This is a genomic window from Marivivens marinus, from assembly GCF_035969385.1.
GTDB lineage: Bacteria > Pseudomonadota > Alphaproteobacteria > Rhodobacterales > Rhodobacteraceae > SELP01.
In genome coordinates, this window is the sequence record NZ_JAYKKJ010000003.1 from 102,562 (window position 1) to 120,389 (window position 17,828).

General features: G+C 64.3%; 21 protein-coding genes and 1 tRNA gene. 8 read left to right on the forward strand and 14 right to left on the reverse strand.

The features are described 5' to 3' along the window. Positions 1–8: 8 nt before the first annotated feature. Entirely contained in the window at positions 9–650 is a 642-nt protein-coding gene (gene eda, locus U3648_RS05295; RefSeq protein WP_420858204.1) for a bifunctional 4-hydroxy-2-oxoglutarate aldolase/2-dehydro-3-deoxy-phosphogluconate aldolase, read from the forward strand. Between the two features lie 65 nt (positions 651–715). Here eda and U3648_RS05300 read toward each other — a convergent pair whose 3' ends face one another. Both U3648_RS05300 and U3648_RS05305 read right to left on the reverse strand, forming a co-directional pair. Next, entirely contained in the window at positions 716–991 is a 276-nt protein-coding gene (locus U3648_RS05300; RefSeq protein WP_420858205.1) for a hypothetical protein, read from the reverse strand. After that, positions 966–3,770: a [protein-PII] uridylyltransferase family protein gene (locus tag U3648_RS05305; RefSeq protein ID WP_420858206.1), complete on the reverse strand. Its 2,805-nt coding sequence runs from the start codon at positions 3,768–3,770 to the stop codon at positions 966–968. The genes U3648_RS05300 and U3648_RS05305 overlap by 26 nt, the downstream gene beginning before the upstream one ends. A 95-nt stretch (positions 3,771–3,865) precedes the next feature. On the opposite strand from U3648_RS05305, the gene U3648_RS05310 reads away from it, so the two are divergent. The 6 genes from U3648_RS05310 (at position 3,866) to U3648_RS05335 (ending at position 8,009) form a co-directional block, all read left to right on the forward strand. Continuing rightward, the gene (locus tag U3648_RS05310; protein WP_420858207.1) at positions 3,866–4,336 is read left to right on the forward strand and encodes a YbaK/EbsC family protein; all 471 of its coding nucleotides are present in this window, start codon (positions 3,866–3,868) and stop codon (positions 4,334–4,336) included. A 158-nt stretch (positions 4,337–4,494) separates the two neighbouring features. Further along, positions 4,495–4,962, forward strand: a complete 468-nt coding sequence (locus tag U3648_RS05315; RefSeq protein ID WP_420858208.1) for a DUF2852 domain-containing protein — start codon at positions 4,495–4,497, stop codon at positions 4,960–4,962. 63 nt (positions 4,963–5,025) lie between these two features. Next, positions 5,026–5,484: an RDD family protein gene (locus U3648_RS05320; protein WP_420858209.1), complete on the forward strand. Its 459-nt coding sequence runs from the start codon at positions 5,026–5,028 to the stop codon at positions 5,482–5,484. 87 nt (positions 5,485–5,571) lie between these two features. Beyond that, positions 5,572–7,344, forward strand: a complete 1,773-nt coding sequence (gene recJ, locus U3648_RS05325) for a single-stranded-DNA-specific exonuclease RecJ (protein WP_420858210.1) — start codon at positions 5,572–5,574, stop codon at positions 7,342–7,344. A 90-nt stretch (positions 7,345–7,434) separates the two neighbouring features. Next, positions 7,435–7,509, forward strand: a tRNA-Glu gene (locus tag U3648_RS05330). Between the two features lie 173 nt (positions 7,510–7,682). Continuing rightward, on the forward strand, positions 7,683–8,009 hold the full coding sequence (locus U3648_RS05335; protein WP_420858211.1) for an arginine transporter: 327 nt from the start codon (positions 7,683–7,685) through the stop codon (positions 8,007–8,009). Here U3648_RS05335 and U3648_RS05340 read toward each other — a convergent pair. The 9 genes from U3648_RS05340 to U3648_RS05380 all read right to left on the reverse strand — a co-directional run bounded on the left by U3648_RS05340 (position 7,978) and on the right by U3648_RS05380 (position 15,163). Next, entirely contained in the window at positions 7,978–8,430 is a 453-nt protein-coding gene (locus tag U3648_RS05340) for a low molecular weight protein-tyrosine-phosphatase (protein ID WP_420858212.1), read from the reverse strand. The two genes, U3648_RS05335 and U3648_RS05340, sit on opposite strands and share 32 nt — an antisense overlap. Beyond that, the gene (locus U3648_RS05345; RefSeq protein WP_420858213.1) at positions 8,430–8,855 is read right to left on the reverse strand and encodes a hypothetical protein; all 426 of its coding nucleotides are present in this window, start codon (positions 8,853–8,855) and stop codon (positions 8,430–8,432) included. The genes U3648_RS05340 and U3648_RS05345 overlap by 1 nt, the downstream gene beginning before the upstream one ends. Before the next feature lie 85 nt (positions 8,856–8,940). Continuing rightward, entirely contained in the window at positions 8,941–9,408 is a 468-nt protein-coding gene (locus U3648_RS05350) for a copper chaperone PCu(A)C (protein WP_420858214.1), read from the reverse strand. 41 nt (positions 9,409–9,449) lie between these two features. Continuing rightward, the gene (locus tag U3648_RS05355) at positions 9,450–9,806 is read right to left on the reverse strand and encodes a hypothetical protein (protein ID WP_420858215.1); all 357 of its coding nucleotides are present in this window, start codon (positions 9,804–9,806) and stop codon (positions 9,450–9,452) included. A gap of 117 nt (positions 9,807–9,923) precedes the next feature. After that, entirely contained in the window at positions 9,924–10,208 is a 285-nt protein-coding gene (gene rpmB, locus U3648_RS05360) for a 50S ribosomal protein L28 (RefSeq protein WP_129683330.1), read from the reverse strand. A 273-nt stretch (positions 10,209–10,481) separates the two neighbouring features. Continuing rightward, entirely contained in the window at positions 10,482–11,102 is a 621-nt protein-coding gene (locus tag U3648_RS05365) for a cysteine hydrolase family protein (RefSeq protein ID WP_420858216.1), read from the reverse strand. Then, the gene (locus U3648_RS05370) at positions 11,099–11,560 is read right to left on the reverse strand and encodes a MarR family winged helix-turn-helix transcriptional regulator (RefSeq protein WP_420858217.1); all 462 of its coding nucleotides are present in this window, start codon (positions 11,558–11,560) and stop codon (positions 11,099–11,101) included. The genes U3648_RS05365 and U3648_RS05370 overlap by 4 nt, the downstream gene beginning before the upstream one ends. 168 nt (positions 11,561–11,728) lie before the next feature. Further along, entirely contained in the window at positions 11,729–12,712 is a 984-nt protein-coding gene (gene meaB / locus U3648_RS05375) for a methylmalonyl Co-A mutase-associated GTPase MeaB (protein WP_420858218.1), read from the reverse strand. A 48-nt stretch (positions 12,713–12,760) separates the two neighbouring features. Beyond that, positions 12,761–15,163 (reverse strand): ligase-associated DNA damage response DEXH box helicase, encoded by a 2,403-nt coding sequence (locus U3648_RS05380; protein WP_420858219.1) that lies wholly within the window; start codon positions 15,161–15,163, stop codon positions 12,761–12,763. A gap of 90 nt (positions 15,164–15,253) precedes the next feature. Between U3648_RS05380 and pdeM the strand changes: the two genes are divergently transcribed. Next, positions 15,254–15,916 (forward strand): ligase-associated DNA damage response endonuclease PdeM, encoded by a 663-nt coding sequence (gene pdeM, locus U3648_RS05385; protein WP_420858220.1) that lies wholly within the window; start codon positions 15,254–15,256, stop codon positions 15,914–15,916. Here the strand turns inward: pdeM and U3648_RS05390 are convergent. The 3 genes from U3648_RS05390 to folD all read right to left on the reverse strand — a co-directional run bounded on the left by U3648_RS05390 (position 15,841) and on the right by folD (position 17,746). Beyond that, entirely contained in the window at positions 15,841–16,164 is a 324-nt protein-coding gene (locus U3648_RS05390; protein ID WP_420858221.1) for a LytTR family DNA-binding domain-containing protein, read from the reverse strand. The two genes, pdeM and U3648_RS05390, sit on opposite strands and share 76 nt — an antisense overlap. Continuing rightward, positions 16,134–16,523 carry a hypothetical protein gene (locus U3648_RS05395; RefSeq protein ID WP_420858222.1) on the reverse strand — a complete coding sequence of 130 codons (390 nt, stop codon included), beginning with the start codon at positions 16,521–16,523 and terminating at the stop codon, positions 16,134–16,136. Before U3648_RS05395 ends, U3648_RS05390 begins: the two co-directional genes overlap by 31 nt. Positions 16,524–16,846: 323 nt before the next feature. Beyond that, complete coding sequence (gene folD, locus U3648_RS05400; protein WP_420858223.1) at positions 16,847–17,746, reverse strand: bifunctional methylenetetrahydrofolate dehydrogenase/methenyltetrahydrofolate cyclohydrolase FolD; 900 nt, start codon at positions 17,744–17,746, stop codon at positions 16,847–16,849. Positions 17,747–17,828: the final 82 nt, after the last annotated feature.

Consider the following 17,828-nt stretch of genomic DNA (forward strand, 5'->3'; position numbering starts at 1 on the left):
ACCGAGATATGACACCGCAACAGGCATCTGAACTGGCCCGCAAAGTCTGCGAACTGGCCCCGGTCGTTCCGGTCCTTGTGATCGACGATGCTGGTCAGGCCGAAGGTCTGGCGCGCGCCCTGGTCGCGGGCGGGCTCCCGGCGCTGGAAGTGACCCTGCGCACCCCCGCCGCGCTGGAGGCGATTGCAGAGATGGCCAAGGTCGAAGGCGGCGTTGTCGGCGCAGGCACCCTTCTGACCGCTGCGGATGTCGAAGCCGCGAAACGGGCCGGGGCCAGCTTTGGCGTCTCGCCCGGCGCGACCGACCGTCTGCTGGATGCCTGCGAGGCCAATGAATTGCCGCTGCTGCCCGGCGCGGCGACCTCGTCCGAGGTGATGCGCCTTCTGGAACGCGGCTACACCGTGCAGAAATTCTTTCCGGCCGAGGCCAATGGCGGCGCACCGGCGCTCAAGGCCATTGGCGCGCCGCTGCCGCAGGTCAAGTTCTGCCCGACCGGCGGGATCAGCCTGAAGAATGCGGGCGATTACCTTGGGCTATCTAACACGCTCTGCGTGGGCGGCAGCTGGGTCGCCCCGAAAGACATGGTCACGGCAGGCGACTGGGACGGGATCACCGCACTGGCTGCCGAGGCGGCCCGCCTGCCCCGCTGAATGATCGGGCAAGGTGGGTCAAGACCCACCATACGCCCACCATTCGCGACGTTCTGCCTTATATCCTAGTCCCGGGCCCGCGCGGCCCGACCACCCCTGCGGCGTGGTGCATTTGCCTTATCCAGCGCGGCCTTCAGGGTTTCGGTCATCGGGTGGTCCGCCGGTTCCCCGGCATAGCGTGCCAGAAGCGCCCGGACCATCTCGTCCGTATTGGAATCCACCGGGATGCCCAGCGCCCAGTCGAAGAAGATCGACCTGCATTCCGGCGCGCTGATCCCGTCAATCCGGTAGGCTTCACGGATCAGGCCCCGCGGATCAATTGGATCCTTGGCTCTTGTCATCATTCGTCTCCCGCGCGGCTCCAGACAGGAGCCGCGAAATGACCGCGTCCGCCGTTTCTGCGACCGTCCCCATTGCGGCCAGCAAGCGATCCGTTGTCTCATACCCTGTCTCCCGCAAGATAAGCCTGCGCCCGGCTTCGCCAAGCTCTTCCGGTTTTAATTCCCCGCCCGTCAGCAATCTTGCAGAGGCTTGCAGCTGCCAGAAAAGCCCTGCCGCAGTCGAAAGCGCCTCTGCATCCGCGTCACTCAGGCGTCCAGAACCGACACCGGCGGCCAATTGGGCCCTTATTTCACGGGCCGGGCTACCGGATTGCAGGGCAACGGTCTGGGCGGCCAGTTCGACGTCCTGCAACCGCCCCGGCCCAATCTTGGCGTCCCAGTCGCCCTGTGGCGGCTTGGCGGCGGCAATCCGGGCCCGCATATCGGCCACATCGGCCAGCACGGATTCCCCACCGGCCTTGTCCCGCAACAGCTCCTGTCGGAAGGTTTCAACCTCGGCCCCCAGTTCCATATTACCCGCGATCGGGCGGGCGCGGGTCAGGGCAAGATGCTCCCATGTCCAGGCCTCGGTGCGCTGGTAGTCCTGAAAGGATGTGAAAGAGGTGGCAACCGGCCCCTGCCGCCCGGACGGGCGCAGCCGCATGTCGACCTCGTACAGCCGCCCATCCGACATCGGCGCAGTCACCGCCGTCACCAGCGCCTGTGTCAACCGGGCATAGTAGGGCCGGGTCGCCAACGGGCGGCGCCCCTCTGATCCTTCCACGCCGTCGGCATCGTAGATCATGATCAGATCAAGGTCCGACGCGGCGTTCAGCCGCGCCGCCCCCAGCGACCCCATCCCAAGCATGACCCCGCCCCGCCCCGGAGGCGCCCCATGCTTGGCGCTGAAGTCCTCGACCACGACCGGCCAAAGCCCGGCAATCGTCGCCTCGGCAATGTCAGCGTATTGGCGCCCCGCCTCGGTCGCGTCGATCAGCCCGCGCAGGTGATGAACCCCGACCCGGAAATGCCACTCTTTCATCCAGCGGCGGGCCATGTTCAGCCGGTCTTCGTAATCCGCCGCCTCGGACATGGCGCGGGTCAGGCTGGCGACCAGCCCCTGTGCGCCCGGCCAGTCGGAAAAGAACCCGCCGCCAATCACCATGTCGAACACATCGGCGTTGCGCGACAGATAGGCCGCCAGCGCGGGCGCAGTGGCGCAGACATCGACAACCAGCCGGGTCAATTGCGGGTTCGCCTCGAACAGGGAAAACAGCTGCACCCCGGCGGGCAGGCCCGCAAGGAACCCGTCAAAGTTCAGCAGCGCCTCTTCCGGCTTTGCCGCCTCTGCCAGCGCACCCATGATCTCGGGCCGAAGGCGATTGAAAATCTCGACCGCGCGGGCGGACCGCAGCGCGGGGTAGTTGGGCCAGCGGGCGGTGATCTCGGCTCCGAAGTCCTCTTTCGGCGTGCGGGCATGGCCGGGGGCGAAGAAGCCTTCGGTCAGGGCGTGCACATCCTCGATGCGGTCAGTCAGTTCGCGGCGCAGCCCGCTGACATCCCGCCCCATGAAGGACGCAAGCCGCGCCCAGCCTTCCTCGTTCGTGGGAAGGTGATGGGTCTGCTGGTCTGCGACCATCTGGACCCGGTGCTCCACTTCGCGGTGGAACCGATAGTGGTCATAGAGCTTGGCCGCATGATCCTCGGGCACCCAGCCGGACGCCGCGAGCTTCTCCAGCCCCGCCTTGGTGCCCCTCACGCGCAGCTTGGGGTCGCGGCCGCCTGCGATCAGCTGCCGGGTCTGGGTGAAAAACTCGATCTCGCGGATGCCGCCGCGGCCAAGCTTCATGTTGTGCCCGTCCAGCGACAGTGGGCCATGCAGCCCCTTATGATCGCGGATGCGCAGGCGCATGTCGTGGGCATCCTGAATCGCTGCGAAATCAAGGTGTTTGCGCCAGATGAAGGGCCGCAGGGTTTCGATGAACCCCGCGCCCGCGTGGATATCCCCCGCGCAGGGGCGGGCCTTGATATAGGCGGCCCGTTCCCATGTCCGGCCAACCCCCTCGTAGTAACTTTCCGCCGCCCCCATCGACAGGCAGACCGGCGTGACAGAGGCATCGGGCCGCAGCCGCAGGTCGGTGCGGAAGACATAGCCCTCGGCCGTCACATCGGCCAGAATCCCCGTCATCAGCCGGGTGATCTTGACGAAACCCATCCGCGCCTCGTCATAGGTGTCTTCGGTCAGACGGTCCTGATCGAACAGCATGATCAGGTCGATGTCGGAGGAATAGTTCAGCTCTCCCGCGCCCATCTTGCCCATTGCCAGCGCGACCATGCCACAGGCGGTTTCGGCGTCGTCTTCGGTGAACCCGGGCAGTTTCTTGCGCCGGATATGGGCGGCGGTCAGCCGTTTCAGGCAGACATCGACCGCAGCATCGGCAAAATCCGTCAGGGCCTGCGTGACCTGTTCCAACGGCCAGACCCCGCCAAGGTCCGCAAGCCCCGCCAAAAGCGCGACCCGGCGCTTGGCGCAGCGCAGATCGGGGGCGAGGCTGTCGTAGGGGGTCGCGGCGACCTCTGCCAAGAGGGCGTCCATCGCCCCCTCGGGGTCGTCGAAGGCTGGGCGAATCCAATCCGCCTCTCGCGAGAGCAGGCCAGACAGGTAGGGGCTGCACCCTGCAGCCCCGTTGATCAGCCCCTGAACGGGCGCCGACAGGTCGGAAAACTGCGCCCGCGCCTCTGCGCCACGGTCGGTGTCAAATGGATCGGGGCTGCGGGTCAGGCGGGATTCGAAGGTCATGGGCGCAGGATGGAACGCGGCTCGGGGGCCGTCAATCTGGCTTGAGTTCGTCGGGCCGCTGGGGTTCAGTCGGGGCAGGATTGAAAGAGGCGGCGATGAGCAAGAGTTTGAAACGGGTGCGGGCGGCATTGCGCGACGCCGGGCTGGCGGCGGAGCCGGTCGAAATGGCCGATACGACCCGCACGGCGGAAGACGCCGCGGCGGCGGTCGGCTGCGCGCTGGACCAGATCGTCAAATCCATCGTCTTCCGGGGCAAGACCAGCGGGCAGGTGGTTTTGTTCCTGACCGCGGGCAGCAACCGGGTCGATCCGGCGAAGGCGAGCGCCGTTGCGGGCGAGCCATTGGGCCGGGCGGATGCGGATTTCGTGCGGGCGACAACCGGCTTTGCCATCGGCGGGGTCAGCCCGGTCGGGCACCTGACACCACCCCGCATCTACATGGATCCGCTCCTGTTCGACTTCGATCAGGTCTGGGCCGCGGCGGGCACCCCACGCCATGTTTTTCCGATTGACCCGGCGGATTTGCCCCGGGTCACGGGCGCGGAACGGACAGATTTTACGGCGTGACGGAAGATTTTAATCTTACCTTTACAAAGCCTTAAGTCGTCTTGAGCCGACTTATGTTAAAAACTTTTACATCACCCCTTGCAGGCCGGGGGTATGGTTCCGATATGCTGTAATGTGAAAACCATTCACATAAACCCATAACCCGCAAGGAGCCCCCGATGTCTGACGCCTCTCTCCACCCGCCGTCCCGGCCCTACGCCCCCGCGCATGGTGCCCCCGGATTCTTTACCCGCGCCGAACGCTGGCTGGATGAACGCGGCAAAGGCGCCTGGATCGCCGCCATGGTGCTTGGCTTCATCTTCGTCTGGCCTGTCGGCCTTGCCCTTCTTGCCTACATGATCTGGAGCAAACGCATGTTTTCCCGCAGCTGTGCCCATTCCCGCAACCACATGACCAAGACGCATTTCCGCGCCGCGTTCAAATCCTCGGGCAACACCGCCTTTGACGCCTACAAGGCTGACACCCTGCGCCGGCTGGAAGACGAACAGCGCAGCTTCGAGGAATTCCTGGAACGCCTGCGCGAAGCCAAGGACAAGTCCGAGTTCGACCAGTTCATGAACGACCGGGCCAAGCGGTCGGCCGCGGATGTCGACGATATCGACGACGCCGCAAGCGAACCCAAGTGATCCCTCTGGGCGCCCCCCCGCACGGGGCGCCCGCCGTTATGACCCATTTCAAGGACCACACCCATGTCCGCCGCTGATTACACCGCTTCCCTTGGCCTTCCCGACCCGGCGCACCAGCCAGAAGTCTATTCTGGCGTCCTGTCCAAGCGCCTGATCGCCTGGATCGTCGACGCAACCATCGTTGCCATTCTCGCCGGTCTCGCCCTGCCCTTCACCGCCTTTGTCGGCGTGCTGTTTTTCCCGGCGATGATGCTGGTGATCGGCTTCTTCTACCGCTGGTGGACGATCGCCGGAACCGGGGCCACATGGGGGATGCGGCTGATGGCGGTCGAACTGCGCAACGCCAACCGCCAGAAGCTCGATAGCGGCGAGGCGTTCCTGCACACGCTGGGGTTCACCGTGTCGATCACCGTCGCGCCGCTGCAACTCGTGTCCATCGTGCTGATGCTGCTGTCGGATCGCCGTCAGGGTCTGACCGACATGGTGATGAACACAGCGATGGTGAACCGGCTGGCCCGCTGATCCCTTTGCCCCCCGAAATGGCCCGGTCCTTGCGCCGGGCCATTTTCGCGCGTGGCGAATCTGTTTCCCGGCCCCTAGTATGCCGACATGACAGACACCCCAGATATTGCGCACACCCCCGCCTTTCTTGGCGTTGAAACCTCGGCCACTGGCCGCCGCTGGATCGGTCCCGGCATCGAAGATGACCGCCAGTCAGAGGCGATGGCCCAACAAACCGGCCTGCCCCTGCCCCTGTGCCGGACCCTCGTGCGGCGTGGTGTTTCGGCGCAAGAGGCGGACAGCTACCTGTCGCCCACCCTGCGGGATCTTTTGCCCGATCCGCTGACGCTGAAGGATATGGGCAAGGCGACAGAGCGGTTCCTGCAGGCCGTGGAAACCCGCGAAAAGATCGCCATTTTCGCCGACTACGACGTCGATGGCGGCACCTCCGCCGCGCTGCTGATTTCCTGGCTGCGGGACATGGGGCGGCAGGCGACCCTTTATATCCCCGACCGGATCGACGAAGGCTATGGCCCCAACGAACCGGCGATGGAGGATCTTGCCCGCACCCATACCCTGATTGTCTGTGTGGACTGTGGAACGCTGTCGCATGGACCGATTGCAGCGGCAAAGGGGGCGGATGTGGTGGTTCTGGACCACCACCTTGGCGGCGAAACCCTGCCCCCCGCCGTGGCCGTGGTAAACCCCAACCGGCAGGACGAAAGCAGTGATCTTGGGCACCTCTGCGCGGCGGGGGTCGTGTTCCTGATGTTGGTCGAGGCGAACCGGCAGCTGCGGGCCAAGGGCGTGACCGGGCCGAACCTGATGGACCTGCTGGACCTCGTGGCGCTGGGCACCGTTGCCGATGTCGCACCCCTGATCGGGGTGAACCGGGCCTTTGTCCGGCAAGGGCTGGCCGTGATGGGGCGCAGGCAGCGCCCCGGCATCGTGGCCCTGTCGGACGTGGCGGGGATGGATACGGCGCCGAGCAGCTATCACCTCGGGTTCCTGCTGGGACCACGGGTGAACGCGGGCGGACGGATCGGCAAGGCCGACCTTGGGGCGCGGCTTCTGGCCACCGCTGACCGAGCCGAGGCGCAGGCGCTGGCCGAAATTCTGGACGGGCTGAACAAGGACCGGCGAGAGATCGAAAACACCGTGCGCGACCTGGCCCTTGAACAGGCCGAGGCCCGGGGCATGGATGGCCCGCTGGTCTGGGCCGCAGGCGATGGGTGGCACCCCGGCGTGGTGGGCATTGTTGCCAGCCGATTGAAAGAAGCCACCAACCGGCCCGCCATCGTGATCGGGTTCGACGGGGACGAGGGCAAGGGTTCGGGCCGGTCCGTCTCGGGGATCGACCTAGGGGCCGCCATTCACCGGCTTGCGTCCGAGGGGCTGCTGGTCAAGGGCGGCGGCCACAGGATGGCAGCGGGGCTGACTGTTGCCCGGGACAAGCTGGAAGCGGCGATGGATCGGCTGGGCGACCTGCTGGCGCGGCAGGGCGCGGACCGGATTGGCCCGGCAGACCTGCGGCTGGACGGGCTGTTGATGCCGGGCGCGGCGACCGTGGATCTTGTCGAACAGATCGAACAGGCGGGGCCTTTCGGCGCGGGCGCCCGTGCCCCGCGGTTTGCCTTTGCCGACATGCAGATCAGCTTTGCCAAGCGGGTCGGCGCCAACCACCTGAAATTCAGCTTTACCGACGGGCTGGGGCCCCGGATCGACAGCATCGCCTTCGGCGCCTTCGACGGACCTCTTGGGCCCATGATCGAGGGGCACAACGGGGCGCGGTTCCACCTTGCCGGACGGCTGGAGATCAATCACTGGCAGGGCCGGTCTTCGGTGCAGTTGCGGCTGGAAGATGCGGCCCCGGCGGGCTGATCCGAAAAACTTTCGGCGGGTCGAATTTTTCTGTCCGAATCCTCTTGCGCGGGTCGCCGGGTTTAATTAGAAGCCGCCTCACCACAGAGTGGCCCGTTCGTCTATCGGTTAGGACGCCAGGTTTTCAACCTGGAAAGAGGGGTTCGATTCCCCTACGGGCTGCCACTTTTCCTGAAAATCGTCGAAGTTTCGCCCCTTTGAGCGCCCTGCGCATTGTCTTGGCCAAATGTTGCTGCGCCCCGTTGCGGCGCATTTGCATGGTCGGCCCCTTGTGGCATAATCGCCTCAACGACAATGGGCTTGGCCCGGCACACAATCGAGCGGCGAGAGTTTTCAACATGCGGTATTCATTGGCCATTGTGGCACTTGCAGTTCTGGCGTCCTGTGGCGGCGGCGGCAGCCGTGGCACGCCTAGTGCGACAGGGGAAATCAGTCAGGCCTGTATGGCTGGGGGCCGCTCGGCGGCGAACCGGCAGCTGTGTTCCTGCGTGCAGGCGGCGGCGAACCAGACCCTATCCAGCCGCGATCAGTCCCGTGCGGCGGAATTCTTTGGCGACCCGGACAAGGCGCAGGACACACGCACCGCCGATGGCCCGGCGGCAGAGGCATTCTGGGCCCGTTACCGCAACTTTGTCAGCACCGCCGAGGCGATGTGCCGTAGCTGAGAAGCAGCCCGTCGGCGCAGGTCTCGATAAGGTTCAGGCAACCTTCGAAATCGCGGGTGTAATAGGGGTCGGGCACGATATCCCCTACCCCGCCCGGCCCGAAATCCGTGAACAGCTTCACTGGGGTCGTCCGGCCCATCGGACGCTGTCGTTCAACGGCTTCAAGGTTATCGTTGTCCATCACGACGATCAGGTCAAACCGGTCGAAATCACCGGGCCGAAACTGCCGCGCGCGCAGGTCCGAAATATCCACACCCCGCTGCATTGCCGCCTTTTGCATCGGCGGATAGGGCGCTTCGCCCACGTGCCAGTTGCCCGTGCCGGCGCTGTCGGTGTCCCAGTCGGGCGCGCGGGCGCGAACCACCCCCTCGGCCGCAGGAGACCGGCAGATGTTTCCCAGACAGACGAACAAGACACGCATCAGCGCAAATGCCCTTTCCCCGACATCGTCCGGGAATAGGTGTATAGCGCCAGAAGGATGGCGACAATTGCAGCCGAGAAGACAAGGCCGAAGGTTCCGTTGACCTCGACCGCCGATGGGTCGGCGATGAAGAAGGACCAGATTGACGACCCAAGCAAGCCAAGGATGGAGACCCCAAAGGCCGTAGCCGCAAACCGCGATCGCAGCAGGATCAGGACCGATCCCAGGATCGACCCCCAGACCCCAAGGGCCCAGCAGGCATCGAACCAAACCGGGCGCGCGTCAAGGAAGGCACGTTGTGCCTCGTTCAACTGGCCAAGATAGGCCTCGTTTTGCAGTTGCGTCATCAGATAGTCGAATGCCCCGCCCGCGTTCCACAGAAGCGACAGGATGCCGACGGCCCAGATATGCCAAGGGGTGCGCATGAAAAACCCTTTCCCAAATAGGGAAAGGGTAACATGAAGTCGGCCCGCCCGCGACAGGTTTGAAGGGGCGCGGACGGGTCCGGGATCAGTTGCCGTGGTTCATGGTGCCATGCCCCATGGGCATCCGGGTGTTGTCCACTATCGGGCTGACCGTGATCTCTTCGCCGTTGTCGAGGACGAGGATAATCTCGATCTCTTGCCCTTCTTCAAAGGGATCGCCGATCCCCATGAACATCACGTGCTTGCCGCCGCGTTCGAGCACCAGTTCGCCGCCTGAAGGCAGGTCAAAGCCCTCTTCGACGTGAACCATGCGCATGATGCCATCGCCCTCGTCGATGTGGGTGTGCAGTTCGGTCCGCGCGGCCAGATCAGACCGGACATCGACGATCCGCAGATCTTCCTCGCCCATATTGTGGATGACCATGAAGGCCGCGCCATTGGGCCCGCCGGATGAAATCGCATAGGCATCCTCGACCATGAGGTCGGCGGCAAAGGCGGGCACGGCAAGAAAGACGGCGCTCACCGCGCCAAGAATGGTGGATTTGAAAGACATCGCTGTCTCCTGTCTGTTTGTCTGAAGGTGTTGGTTTGGGATCAGACAAGGACAGGCGGCCCACGGGCCGAGGGGCAAGGCGCGGCAACTGGGCCCGCAAGAGAGGCGTGGTCCGAGCCAAAGACGACGGGCCGCAGAATCTGGGATACCGCAACCGCGACGGGTGGATGCTGGGTATCGGTGAAGTGAAGGATACAGTCCGGGCAAAAGTGCGCTGGACCGCCCCCTTCGACGGGTTGGCCATTGGCATCCAGCGCCACGGTCACCGCCTGTCCGCCGATGCACAGAACCGCCTCGCCCACTACGGGGGCCTGCCCACGCGCCGCCGCCATCTGCTGGGTCGTCACCAGCAGGGCAAGGGCCATCAGGACAGCCACGAAGGGGCGCATCAGTTTCATGGGCCAACCGCTAGCACCTGCGCGGGGCCGGGAAAAGCGCCAGAAGGTCGCGGCGGCGGAAATGCGAACGCCCGGCGCGGGGGCCGGGCGGTGCAATTCGATCTGTCGATGATCGGATCAGTTGGCGGCGGCGGCCGCGATCATCTTCTTGACCTTCAGGGCCTGGGTCGACAGCTGGTCATCCTTGGCTTTGGCAAGGAAGGCGTCCAGACCACCCCGGTGGTCAACGGTGCGCAGCGCGGCCGAGGACACGCGGAACCGGAACGACCGGCCCAGAGCATCGGATTGCAGGGTGACGTCCTGCAGGTTCGGCAGAAAGCGGCGGCGGGTCTTGTTGTTGGCGTGGCTGACATTGTTGCCAGTCATCGGGCCTTTACCGGTGAGTTCGCACTTGCGCGACATGGGTCTAATCCTTTGTTGTTGTCCCGGCCCCCGGGGCCGGCTTTGGGTGGTGGGCAATGCCCGTCAGGGGCCAGCACATGCAGACCCCGTCACAAGGGCGGGGCAATAGGCAGATTCCACCAGTCCGTCAAGCGGGAAAGGCGTATGGCCTGATGTTCGGGAACTGGCCGTGGGAACTCACCGATCCCATGACACGGCTTCAATTGCACATCGGGTCCGAGAGGTCGCTCTGCGGGACGAAACGTCTTTCGCGCCAAAAGGATCCATGTCCGCTCAAGAAAAGACCACACCCGCCGACGACATCCGCGTTTTCGCAACATTCGTCGATGCGGCTGAGAGAGTTCCGTCCTTCACAACGGTAACGTCATAACCTCGGCTTCTCGCAGCCAGCGCCGTCTTCTGTACACAATAGTTAAAGTCCAAACCAACGAGGCGCAGTTTGCCGATGCTAAGGCGCTCCAAAAGTGCATCCAGTTCACCAGTTTCAAAGGCATCCTGCACACGTTTTACGATGACATGTTCGGGCAACGACGAGAACGGCTCTGCGATTTCGGTCCCTTCACTGCCCTCTATCGCCTGACCTTTCATCGTGAGGGTCGCCAGAACCTTCGTGGAAGGGATCGACCATTCCTGGCGAACGGCGATAACGGGATGGCCTTGGACCCTTGCAGAATTTGCTTCCTCAAGAATGGTGCTTGCAGCGGCTTCTTTTGCAGCGTCAGAGTATGAACCGCGTTCCCAGAATACGGACTGTAGATCAATCAGCAGAAGCGCTGATCCCGTTCGCTCCGGTATCGGTGTTCCGACACTGACCGAACCGATGCGCCTAATACCGTTGCCGAGCCAAAGTATGATGAGAAGGACAGCAGCACCCAGACCAATTCCGAACGTCATTCACTCTCTCCCGCTCGTTTTTTCAAGCTGTCCGTCACTGCGGATACGACCGCAAGCGCTGTAGCAACGTCTTCATTGCTTAGATTTTCACCTAGCTCCTCCACGAGTTTCATTTCCTTTGCGATGATCTCTTCGATGACAGCCCGGCCGCGATCGGTCAAAGTCAGGATAGCTGAGCGCTTGTGGCGAGGATTTGAGCGTTGCTCGATGAAACCTGAAGCCAGCGTTTCGTTGCACATGATCTGGACGTATTGCCGTTTGATTTCGAGCCTTGCCGCAAGCTCCGGGACAGTCTGGTCTCCGTACTTGTCCAGTATCTCTAGAACGGCCCGCATCCGGACGGTCAGGTTGGTTCCGATGAGACCGGCCTCAACGCAGGCTTCTGCCGCCTGCATCAAGGGGCGTGACATCCAAATCAGTCGGTGAAGGTGTTCTGCTTTCATATTGACATTATACATGTCATTTTGACAAGCTCAATGTCAAACTTCACAAAAGCTGACATCGGTGCATCTTGCAGCATTTGGCAGCCCAGGCTCAAAGCCGCGATCGGACCGTTTCTCTCAAGTCTCCTGTGCGCGTGCTCGACACGCTGTCAGTCTTGGGCAGGGTGTTTCCGATCCCGGACCCTAGCTGCCCCCTGCCAGAACGGCGGCGGCGGCGCGGGCGGGGCTCATTTCGCCTCTTTCAACGGCGGCTTCGGCGTCGCGCATCCGGGCGGCCAGCGCCCCGTCCCCGGCGATCCGGGCCAGAAGTTGCAGGCGCACCTCTTCCTCGAACCAGTGGCGGGCCTGTTCCGTGCGACGGCGGGCGAAATGCCCCTGATCGCGGCGCCAATCGGTCAGCGCCTGCATCTCGACCCAGGCGTCGGACAGACCCGCACCTTCGACGGCAGAAACGGTCAGCGCCTTGGGGAACCCGTCCGGGTCTTGCGGGCGTTTGCGCAGAAGACGCAGGGCGCCGGCATAATCGGCGCAGGTCCGCATCGCTTGCGGTTTCAGATCGCCATCGGCCTTGTTCACAAGGATCATGTCAGCGATTTCCATGATCCCGCGCTTGACCCCCTGCAATTCGTCGCCGCCCGCCGGGGCTAGCAGCAGCAGGAACAGGTCGCACATTTCGGCCACCATGGTTTCCGACTGGCCCACGCCCACGGTTTCGATCAGCACCACGTCGAACCCTGCCGCCTCGCACAGGGCCACGGCCTCGCGGGTGCGGCGCGCCACACCGCCCAACTGGCTTTGCGACGGTGAGGGGCGGATAAATGCGTTCGGATCGCGCGACAGGCGTTCCATCCGGGTCTTGTCGCCAAGGATCGACCCGCCGGTGCGGGCGCTGGACGGGTCCACGGCCAGAACCGCGACCCGTAGCCCCTGCCCCGTCAGATGCAGGCCGAAGGCTTCGATAAAGGTCGATTTGCCAACGCCCGGCGTGCCGGACAGCCCGATGCGCAGCGCCTGCCGGTCCTGGCCCACGGCCTCTAGCAGGGCCATGGCCTGATCGCGGTGGTCGGTGCGGCCGCTTTCGACAAGGGTGATTGCGCGGGCAAGGGCACGACGGTCCCCGGCGCGCAGCCGGTCGGCAAGGTCTTGGATATCCGGGGTCTTGGTCATGTGCCCTTCTTAAGGGCTGGGTCGCCCCTGTCCAGTGGCGCAATGCCGCTAGGGCGCCAGCCCCGCCTGCGCCATCAGTGCTGCCGCCTCTGCCTCTTCCAGACGTTCGCGACCCCGGCCCATGACCGGCACTTTCCCGACCTCAAGCAGCAGGGGCGCGGCAAGCGGGGTGACACGCGCGGTGCTGATATGATCGACCCTGCCCGCCGTCCGCGCCAGCATCTCCTCGATCCGGCCAAAATCGACCAGCCCGCGCATCGCCTCTGCCTGCGTGATCCGCATCATCAGGTGGTCTGGGTCGTAGCGGCGCAGGGTGTCATAGAGGATATCGCTGGAGAACGTCGCCTGTTTTCCCGATTTGCGGTTCTGCGGCAGGTTCCGCTCGATCAGCCCCGCGATCGTCGCCACCCCGCGAAAGGTCCGTTTCATCACGGCGTTGCCGCCCAGCCATGTGTCCAGCCCGTCGCGCAGCCCCTCGGCCCGGAACAGGGGCGCGGGGTCGTCCACCGGGTCCAGCCCCCAAATCAGCGTGGCATAATCGGTGGACACGAAGCCCAGTGGCCCAAGGCCCAATTCCTCCATCCGCTGGGTCAGCAAGAGGCCAAGGGTCTGCTGCGCGTTCTTGCCGGCAAACCCGTAGACACAGGTATGCGCCCGCCCGTCATGTGGGAAACTTTCGACAAGGATACGGTCGGCTTCGGGCATCCGGCTGACCTGCCGTTGCAGAGCCAACCATTCGGCGGTGTGGCGCGGCAGGTCGGGCCAGCTGTCCTGCGCCAAAAGGTCAAGGATACGGGCCGAAAGCTGCGTCGTGGTCGCGAATTTCGTGCCACTGAAAACCGCCAGCCGGGGTTTCTTGGCCGAGGACCGGCTCACCTCGACCACCATCTCGCGCAATGCATCATAGCGCACGATTTGCCCGCCGATCAGGAAGGTGTCGCCGGGCGACAGGCTGGCGGCGAAACTTTCCTCGACCTCGCCCAGCGGCTTGCCCGCGCCGCGCATCCGCACCTTGAGCGTTTCGGTATCCTGAATGGTGCCAAGGTTCATGCGGATCCGCTGGGCCGCGCGCGGGTCGCGCAATTGCCACATGCCGTCGGGTCGCTGCTTCAGCCGCTGCCAACGGTCATAGGCCCGCAGCGCATAGCCCCCCGTCGCCACGAAATCGAGGCAATCGTCAAACTCTGCCCGGGTCAGCCCGGCATAGGCCCCGACCGATCGGACCTCGGCCAGCAGGTCGGCCTCGTCAAAGGGTCCGGCACAAGCCCGGATCAGGATATGCTGGCAAAGCACGTCGCGCGGCCCCGGCCCCTTCGGATCGCCGTCCAGATCGCCATCCCTCGCGGCCTCGAGCGCGGCCCGGCATTCCACAACCTCGAACCGGTTGGCGGGCACCAGCCGTGCCTTGGACGGCGCGTTGTAACGGTGATTGGCCCGCCCGATCCGCTGGATCAGCCGTTTGACGTTCTTTGGCGCACCGACCTGCACCACAAGGTCCACATCGCCCCAGTCGATCCCAAGGTCCAGCGACCCTGTGCAGACAATGGCGCGCAGGTCGCCCGCGACCATCGCGGCCTCCACCGCCTCGCGCTGATCGCGGCTGAGGCTGCCATGGTGGATGCCGATGGGCAGGCCGTCGTCATTGGCTAGCCAGAGATTGTGAAAGAAGATCTCGGCCTGGGCGCGGGTGTTGTGAAAGATCAGCGTTGTCTTGTGTTGCCGCACCAGATCAAGGATCGCGGGGATCGCATAGGCCCCACCGCCCCCGGCCCATGGCGGCGGGTCTTCAGTTTCCAGCATGGCGATATCGGGCGGCGGGCCGGGGTCGGCCTGAATGATCTCACACGGGTCCGGGTGACGGGCCAGTTGCGCGGCAAGCCCGGCGGGATCTTCGACGGTGGCCGAAAGACCCACCCGGCACAGCCCCGGCGACAGGGTTTCCAGCCGCGACAGCGCCAGCATCAGCTGATCCCCGCGCTTCGATTCCGCCAAGGCGTGAATCTCGTCGACGATGACCCGCTTCAGCCCGGCAAAGATGCGCGGCGCGTCTTCGTAGGAGGTGAGCAGCGCGAGGCTTTCCGGCGTGGTCAGCAGGATATGGGGCGGGTCGGCGCGCTGCCGCTTTTTCTGGGTGGCGCTGGTGTCGCCGGTCCGGTCCTCGATCCGGATGGGCAGGCCCATATCCTCGACCGGTGTGCGCAGGTTGCGGCGGATATCAGCGGCCAGCGCCTTGAGCGGCGAGACATAGAGCGTGTGAAGGCCCTGATGCGCCCCGTCCGCCAGTTCCACAAGCGTGGGCAGGAAACCGGCCAATGTCTTTCCCCCGCCCGTCGGCGCGATTAGCATCAGTGCGGGGGCGTCTGCCCGGTCCAGCATGGCCTGCTGATGCGGGTGGATGGCCCAGCCCCGGCGGGCGAACCACGACTGGAAGAGGGGCGGAAGGGCGGTCATGCCCCTGAAAGTGACCGGGCGGGCGGCAAGGTCAAGGGCGGATCGCCCTGCCCCCTTGCCTGCGCCACGCGGGACAGGCATCACCGGGGCATGGCCCACGTATTCACCCTTGCCGGAACACCGCTTCACGCCCTGCCCAGCGGGGCGCTTTGGCTGCCCGACGCCGGGGTCTTGTGCGCGTCGGACCTGCACCTTGGAAAATCCGAAAGGATCGCGCGTCGGACCGGCGGGCTGTTGCCCCCCTATGAGGTGCAGGCCACGCTGGACAAGCTGGAGGCGGACATCGCGGCCCGCGACCCCGAAACGGTGATCTGCCTTGGTGACAGTTTCGACGATCTGTCCTCTGCCGGCGCGCTGGAACAGGACGCCGTGGATCGGCTGGCGACGCTACAGGCGGGGCGGCGCTGGGTCTGGATCGAAGGCAACCATGATCCGGGGCCCGTGGCATTGGGCGGCACACATCTGAACGAACTGACCCTCGCCGGGCTGACCTTTCGGCATATTGCCCAGCCCAATGCGGCCCCGGGCGAGGTGTCAGGCCATTACCACCCCAAGCACCGGATCACCGGCGGTTGGCGGCCTGCGTTCCTTTTTGATCGGACCCGTCTGATCCTGCCAGCCTATGGCACCTATACCGGCGGGCTGCGGTCATCCGACCGGGCCTTTGCGGGGTTGTTTCATTCCCCCGCCGTTGCGGTCATGACAGGGCCGCGTGCCTTGGCCGTGCCCTTCTCTCCGCCTGCAACCGGATGATCCACCGGTTCAGCGGAAAGATTGAACAACCCGCTCTCTACAAGCTCGGGCTTGTATTTGCGGCTGACCGGGATCTCCGTACCGTCCGAGAGCATCAGGAAATCCCGTCCTGATCGGCGAAACGCCCCTGAGACGGACGCATCGGTCACCCAATGGGACCGGTGCGTGCAATGACCGGGCACGCCTTCCATCTCTGCGATGGCATCGACAAAACGCATCAGCAACCGGTGATAGCTGCCGTCTTCCATGAAGACCTCGACATAATGGTCATCGACCGACAGCCGCTGGATCTTACCTGTGCCCCATCCGGCAGCCGATCGGCCAGCCGTGGCCGAAACGGCGGTTCCGGTATGCCGATGCCAAGGATGAAATAGCCGATTGCGGACATGATCGTGCAGATCAGCCCGATGAGGATGAAAAGCTCCCAAAACACCATGTTGGGGCTGACCTCGACGCCCATCAATGCATCGGTGACCATGTAGACGACCGGCGCGTAGATCGCCGAAAACAGCAGAATCCGGATCGCCTCGACCTGCGCGAACCCAAGCTTGTTGCCCAGATGCCGCTCCGTCATCCGGCGCACGCCGTAGCCGAGGGACACAGACACAGCGATCAATCCGAACCAATATGCGGCACGGGTCCAGAACGGCATCCATGTATAGGTGTCAAACGGGCCGGTGACAGTGGCCGCGAGTGAGGCCGCGAGCCACGCAAATAAGACTCTACGCGTCTTGAGACAGCGCCAAATCGGCGAAAGCAACGGAACCAAACATACCTCCATCCGGTCTCTGCCGGCTAGAGGGGTCGATACCAAGTCATCTGGATTCTGAAAACCTGACTCGGCACGAACGACGCATAGCGTTGCACGAATGTGTCACGTTGCGTCAACCGGGCGAATTTCTCCCGGTTGGCGCATGGTTGTGTTTCAAATCAGGCGGTTAGCCCTTCCGGCTCTGCCAGTCCATGGGCCCGGCAACAGGCGGTCAGCGTGTTGGCCAGAAGGCAGGCGATGGTCATCGGACCGACCCCGCCAGGCACCGGCGTGATTGCCCCGGCCACCTCGGCGCAGCTGTCATAATGGCAGTCGCCGACAAGGCGCGACTTGCCCCCTTCCTCGGCGGGCGGCAGGCGGTTGATGCCGACGTCGATCACGGTCGCGCCCGGCTTGATCCAGTCGCCCGGCACCATTTCCGGGCGGCCCACGGCGGCCACGACGATATCGGCGCCACGCACCACATCAGCAATGTCCTTGGTGCGGCTGTGGGCGATGGTCACGGTGCAGCTGTCCCCCAGCAGAAGCTGGGCCATCGGCTTACCCACAATGTTCGAGCGACCGATCACCACCGCGTTCATTCCCGACAGCGACCCGTGATAATCGCGCAGCATCATCAGGCAGCCCAGCGGGGTGCAGGGCACCATGGATTTCTGCCCGGTGCCCAGAAGACCCACGTTGGAAATGTGGAACCCGTCCACGTCCTTGGCCGGGTTGATCGAGTTGATTACAAGATCCGAATCCAGATGGCCGGGCAGCGGCAGCTGCACAAGGATGCCATGCACCGCCGGGTCATTGTTCAGCTTGTCGATCAGCGCCAGCAGATCGGCCTCGGACGTATCGGCGTCCAGCTTGTGTTCGTAGGAGTTCATCCCGACTTCGACGGTCTGCTTGCCCTTGGAGCGAACATAGACCTGGCTGGCCGGGTCTTCGCCCACCAGAACCACTGCAAGACCGGGGGTAATCCCGTTTTCTTCTTTCAGGCGGGCCACATGGGCCGCGACGCGGGCGCGGACATCGGCCGCAAAGGCCTTACCGTCGATGATTTTGGCAGACATTCGGTTGCCTCCTCTTTCTTCTGGCGGATGCCACGGGGCACCCTGAAACTGGTCGCCCGAACTGAAAAGGGGCATGGCACCA